This is a genomic window from Pseudomonas sp. Z18(2022), from assembly GCF_036346535.1.
GTDB classification, from domain to species: Bacteria; Pseudomonadota; Gammaproteobacteria; order Pseudomonadales; family Pseudomonadaceae; genus Aquipseudomonas; species Aquipseudomonas yamanorum_A.
The window spans coordinates 1-4,521 of the sequence record NZ_JAOTOA010000056.1 but is presented as its reverse complement, the minus strand read 5'-3'; the positions used below and the strand labels follow the sequence as shown (position 1 = coordinate 4,521).

Annotated in this window: 7 protein-coding genes; all 7 read right to left on the bottom strand. The window is 62.8% G+C overall.

Annotated elements, in window-relative coordinates:
- Positions 1–13: 13 nt before the first annotated feature.
- Positions 14–1,060: an EscU/YscU/HrcU family type III secretion system export apparatus switch protein gene (locus tag V3W39_RS33530; RefSeq protein ID WP_330214179.1), complete on the bottom strand. Its 1,047-nt coding sequence runs from the start codon at positions 1,058–1,060 to the stop codon at positions 14–16.
- Between the two features lie 3 nt (positions 1,061–1,063).
- The gene (gene sctT, locus V3W39_RS33525) at positions 1,064–1,876 is read right to left on the bottom strand and encodes a type III secretion system export apparatus subunit SctT (RefSeq protein ID WP_003208312.1); all 813 of its coding nucleotides are present in this window, start codon (positions 1,874–1,876) and stop codon (positions 1,064–1,066) included.
- 6 nt (positions 1,877–1,882) lie between these two features.
- A complete protein-coding gene (sctS, locus tag V3W39_RS33520) occupies positions 1,883–2,152 on the bottom strand; it encodes a type III secretion system export apparatus subunit SctS (RefSeq protein ID WP_003208314.1) in 270 nt (89 codons plus the stop codon).
- A gap of 10 nt (positions 2,153–2,162) precedes the next feature.
- Positions 2,163–2,816: a type III secretion system export apparatus subunit SctR gene (sctR, locus tag V3W39_RS33515; RefSeq protein WP_003208316.1), complete on the bottom strand. Its 654-nt coding sequence runs from the start codon at positions 2,814–2,816 to the stop codon at positions 2,163–2,165.
- Positions 2,813–3,814 (bottom strand): type III secretion system cytoplasmic ring protein SctQ, encoded by a 1,002-nt coding sequence (sctQ, locus tag V3W39_RS33510; protein ID WP_330214178.1) that lies wholly within the window; start codon positions 3,812–3,814, stop codon positions 2,813–2,815. Before sctQ ends, sctR begins: the two co-directional genes overlap by 4 nt.
- Positions 3,811–4,260, bottom strand: a complete 450-nt coding sequence (locus V3W39_RS33505) for a hypothetical protein (protein WP_330214177.1) — start codon at positions 4,258–4,260, stop codon at positions 3,811–3,813. The genes sctQ and V3W39_RS33505 overlap by 4 nt, the downstream gene beginning before the upstream one ends.
- On the bottom strand, positions 4,257–4,521 hold a 265-nt coding region (locus tag V3W39_RS33500; protein ID WP_330214176.1), incomplete at its 5' end, for a hypothetical protein. The genes V3W39_RS33505 and V3W39_RS33500, both read right to left, overlap by 4 nt.

The following is a 4,521-nucleotide window of genomic DNA, read 5'->3' as shown; positions in this document are numbered from 1 at the left end:
CGGCTCGGGATCGTCAGATCAACCGCGCCGCCACCAGCCAATCCGCCACCGCCTGGAACGAAGCATCCGGCACCGGATCTCCCGGCACGGTCTTCCTGGCAATCGCCTCCGCCAATCCCCTGTCCGGCGCCTGCGGTATCCCTAAGTCAAATGCCTCCTGCAACATCCCCAACGCCTCCTCCGGCGAAGCCCGGCATACCACCACTGGCACCGGCGTCTCGCCACGCACATAACGCACGCCAATCACCCAGCCATCGGTGGTGCCAATCATCATCGACGCGCGGCCCAACCCCAGCTTGGTGGCCAACGCCTGCATTTCCTGGCGCTGGCGCCGCCGCTCGCTCTTGATCAGCGGGTCGCCATCAATGTCCTTGCGTTCGCGCTTGGTCTCGCTGCGGGTCATTTTCATGTCGCGGCCGAACAGCCAGCGCTGCATCAACACGTCCACACCGCCCACCAGGATGAACGCCGCGAGCACGGTGAACACCAGAGGCTTGAGCACCAGGAAAAACGTCGATTCGATACACCCGGCGCCACACCGCGACGACTCCATCAATGCCTGCAACGCATGCCGCCCCACCACGTAGAACGCCACCGCCAGCACATGCACCTTGATCAGGCCCTTGATGAACTCCACAAAGTTGCGCAGGGCAAACAGCTTCTTGAAGCCTTCCGCCGGGTTGATGCGCTTGAACTCCGGCTTGATCGGCTCCACGGAAAACACAAAGCCACGCATGGTGATGATATTGGTCAGGATCACCACACCCGTAGTCACCGCCATCACCGGCAAGGTGATGCCGATCACCAGTTGCTCGGCATGGTCCAGCACCCGTGGCCACACCGTGGCGAACGGTTCGATGTAGATCTGCGCGGTGAGGTCGATCAGCGCCGTGACCTGGGCCTGGGCCCGTGGCGCAAGGATGGAAATGCACAGGGTGCAAAACAGGATGACCATGCCCGAGACCAGGTCCTGGCTCTTGGCGACCTGGCCCTTCTTGCGCGCGTCCTTGAGCTTTTTGTCCGTGGCCGGCTGGGATTTTTCTTCGCTGGTATCGCCCATACGCTACTCCATGCCCGCCAGGGTTTTCAGCAGTTCCACCGTGCCGCGAAATTCCGCCAACTGGTCCAGCATCAATGGAATCAGGAAGCCGATGTAGATCACCATCAGGATCGAGAAAAACAGGTTTTTCACCGGCAGCGACAGGTCGAAAATATGCAGGTTCGGCGCCATGCGCGACAGGTACGCCAGCATCAAATCGGTGACCAGCAGCGAGATGATCAGCGGCGACACCATCAGCACCCCGACGCGCATGATCTGGTCGAGGATCGACAACACCGCCAGCAACGCCGAGCTGGCGAACACCGGGGTAAACGCGGTCACCGGCCACAATTGGTAGCTGTGGTAATAGCCGTCGACCATCAGGATAAAACCACCGGACATGAAGAACAGCGTGATCAGCATCACCGTCAGCAAGGTGGACATCACACTCGACTCCCCGGTGGACAGCGGGTCCACCAGTTGCGCCATGGTCGAGCCGCGCTGCAGGTCGATCAACTCCCCCGCCACTTCCGCCGCCCAGAACGGGATGCCGAACAACAGGCCGATCAGGATGCCGATCAGGAACTCCTTGATCAGCAACCCGGCGATAAACAGGCTGCCGTGGTTGGGCATCGAGGTCATGGCGTCGAACACCGGCATGAACATCGGGATCGAAATCGCCACGGCCACGCAGCCGCGAATCATCCCGGTGAGCCCGAGGCGGTTGAACGCCGGGGTGATCACCACTACGCCCATGGCCCGGCAGGCAGCCAGCGACGCCGAACTGATCACCGGGTAGGCGACTTCCAGAAACTGTGCGGTAAGGCTGGCATCCATGAGCGGTCAGCGCGTCCACAAGGGGAAATTGTCCAGCACCTGGCTGCCGAGTTCCGCCACTTGCCCAGCCAGCACCGGGCCCAGGAACACGATGGTCAACAACACCGCCACCAGCTTCACCACCTGGGGCAAGGTCTGGTCCTGGATCTGGGTCAGCGCCTGGAACAGGCCCACGCTCAAGCCGACGATAATCGCCACCCCCAGCGCCGGCGCAGAGAGCATCAGCACGGTCATCAGTGCCTGTTTCATCAATGACAGGAAAACGTCCTGGCCCATGGGTCGTGCCTCAGCCGTAACTCAGAATCAAACCGTGCATCAGGCGCGACCAGCCGCTCAATGACACGAACAGGAAGATTTTCAGCGGGATCGAAATCAGGTTCGGCGAGACCATCGACATGCCCATCGCCATCAACACGTTGGACACCAGCAAATCCACCACCAGAAACGGGATGTACAGCAAAAACCCGATCTCGAAGGCCCGGGTCAGCTCCGAGCTGACGAACGCCGGGATCAGCACCACCAGGTCGTCATCACGCAGGTCGGCACGGGCTTCCGGCGACCAGATGGTCTCGGTGGCCTGCACGAAAAACCCGCGCTCGGACTCGTTGGCGAAACGCGCCAGATGCGCCTGCAACGGCGGGCGCAAGGCATCGCCGAGGTCCTTGAGTTGCTCGACGTGCTCGATGTTCAGGTCGCGCCCCTCCACCTGGCGGTACATGTCGCCAATCAACGGCGTGGTGACGTACACCGACAGAATCAGCGCAATGCCGTACAGCACCAGGTTCGGCGGGGTTTGCTGCACGCCCAGGGCGTTGCGGATCAGGAACAGCACCACCGAGATTTTCATGAAGCCGGTGAGGGTCACCACCGCCAACGGGATCAACCCGATGGTGGCAACCACCAGGATGATCTCGATCAGGTTCGGCTGATAACCGGTCATGGGGTGGCGAAACTCAGCAGGCGCACACCCAGGCCGTCACCGATTTTCACCAGTTGGCCCTGGCCGACGCGGCGGCCGTTGACCATCAGGTCGACGCCATCCACCGTGGGTGTATTCAGTTGCAGCAGGCTGCCCGCGCCCAGTTCCCGCAGTTGCGCCAGGGTCAGTTCCAGGCTGCCGACCTGGCACACCAGTTTGAGGGGCAAATCGTCCAGGGCGGCGGCGGCATCGACATCAGTCATTGTGTTCTCCATGTCCAAAAGGGGCGTTTTCAAAGCTTCCTGTAGCTGCAGCGACGCGCCGTCACGCTGGCAGCGGGCTTGCAAGCGGCCCTCGAGGTCCAGCAGCCAGCCGCTGCCGGGTTCGAGCATCAGCACATCGCCGGGCTGCAAGCTGCGCAACTCGCCAAGACTCAGCCATTGCCGCCCGGCCACCACCGACAGGGTCTGGCGCAGCGCGGGCAACGGGTCGGCCTCGATCTGGCCGTGCTGCTCCAGCAACTGCGCCACCAGCAGCGCGGCGCTTTCGCTCAAGTCCAGCTGGGCGGCCATGGGCGGGGTGTTGCCGAAGGTCAGGGTCAACGCCAGGTGCACGGCGTAAGGCCGTTGTTCTTCATGGGTTTCGAGTAACTGCACGGGGTGGCCGAGCAAGGGTTCGAGGCGCTCGATCAGATCCAGCACGGCCAGTTCCAGCAGCAGCGAGCGCGGCAATGACGGCAGCACTTGCGCGTCGAACTGCAACGCCAGCGGCACCAGCACCTGCTGCACCGCGTCGGCCGAAAGGCGCAGGCGCGCCGGGGATTGCCCGAGCAGCAGCAACACATCCCGGGGTGTTTTCAGCGGCTGGGGATCGGCGGCCCAGGCGACGCTCAAGTCCTGCCCGGCACAACGGCCCTGCCACGCATGGCGCCGGCGGTGCAGTTGGTTATGCAGCGGGAGCAGCGCCGGGTCATAGTGTTCAAGCCAGGGCGCCAACGGGTCGGCAAGGGCCACGATCATGTGCCGAGCCCTTGTTCTTCGCGCAGCTCGCCGGCGACACGCTCACTGTTTTCGCGCCCGTCCAGCAGGCTTCGCCAGGCGTCGGACTGGCGCTGTCGGTTCAGGCGTTCCTGGCGGAACAGGTCGCGCTCACGCTCCTGGGTTTGCAGGGTGCTGGACACCTGGCTGATGTCGCCCTCAAGCAGTTGCTCAGCGTCGGACAAGCCCCGCAGGCGATCCTGGGCCGCCTGCCAACTGGCCACCGACAGGCCTTCGGTCAGCGAGGCGTAGATCTCGCCGGCTTCACGGGCGACGGCTTCACGGTGCAGGCGCAGTTGTTCCTTGGCTTCGCTCAGGGCGCCGTGGGTTTGCGCGCAGCGTTGCTGTTGCGCCGCCAACTGGCTGGCCGCCCGTTGTTCACGCAGCACCCGTAGGGTTTGCAGGGTGCGCAGTTGTTCAGTCTTCATCGGTTCTTTTTCTCCATCGTCATACCAACACCGCACTCGCTGAGTGCATGAAGATTGAATATTGATGTCGGCTGTACTGGCGCCATCGCAGCCTCGCTGAAGCTCGACAGCTCCCACACTGGATCTTCATGGCTGATTAAATCGCGCTGCGTTTTCGGGCTCATGCCAGCACCGCACTCGCTGAGTGCATGAAGATCGAATGTGGGAGCTGTCGAGCCCAAGCGAGGCTGCGAAAGCGGTGGGTCAGGCAACATCCATGTT

Excerpts from the sequence above, each read along its gene's own strand:
- V3W39_RS33530 (WP_330214179.1), bottom strand. The coding sequence starts at position 1,060 with ATGGGCGATACCAGCGAAGAAAAATCCCAGCCGGCCACGGACAAAAAG.
- sctT (WP_003208312.1), bottom strand. The coding sequence starts at position 1,876 with ATGGATGCCAGCCTTACCGCACAGTTTCTGGAAGTCGCCTACCCGGTG.
- sctS (WP_003208314.1), bottom strand. The coding sequence starts at position 2,152 with ATGGGCCAGGACGTTTTCCTGTCATTGATGAAACAGGCACTGATGACC.
- sctR (WP_003208316.1), bottom strand. The coding sequence starts at position 2,816 with ATGACCGGTTATCAGCCGAACCTGATCGAGATCATCCTGGTGGTTGCC.
- sctQ (WP_330214178.1), bottom strand. The coding sequence starts at position 3,814 with ATGATCGTGGCCCTTGCCGACCCGTTGGCGCCCTGGCTTGAACACTAT.
- V3W39_RS33505 (WP_330214177.1), bottom strand. The coding sequence starts at position 4,260 with ATGAAGACTGAACAACTGCGCACCCTGCAAACCCTACGGGTGCTGCGT.